The sequence below is a fragment of the Rhizobium croatiense genome (assembly GCF_019793465.1).
Taxonomy (GTDB): Bacteria; Pseudomonadota; Alphaproteobacteria; order Rhizobiales; family Rhizobiaceae; genus Rhizobium; species Rhizobium croatiense.
Genome location: NZ_JAILYJ010000102.1, coordinates 1 through 316, shown reverse-complemented (window position 1 = coordinate 316; position 316 = coordinate 1). Strand labels below are relative to the sequence as shown.

Here is a 316-nt window from a genome sequence, read left to right as displayed (position 1 = left end):
ATTGCTGGAAAAGGTAAATGTCGTTCTCCCTGCCTGATGGCCCCAGAGTGGCCGTGTAGGGCACACCATGGATAGTGATGCTGGTCTGGGGGTTGTCCGCGCTCGGCAGCAACTCAAGCCAGGACATTGCAAGCCGAAGGCCAGCCGGTGCCGGTTGATTGCGGTGTTGCCAGCTCGGAGGGACAGCTTCTCCCAAGTCGTCCACAGGCAGCATGTACTGTGGGGTGCCGAAGATCGATGCCCCCAAGCTTTGCTCCCATGGTGCGTCTGGCGGATTGACGCTTTGCACCGGTGAATAGGCGGCTGACGGCAAATC

Annotated in this window: 1 pseudogene; it reads right to left on the bottom strand. The window is 59.8% G+C overall.

The features are described from left to right. Positions 1 to 247, bottom strand: a pseudogene (locus tag K6M89_RS30760) (hypothetical protein); the annotation flags it as partial. Between the last annotated feature and the right edge of the window lie 69 nt (positions 248 to 316).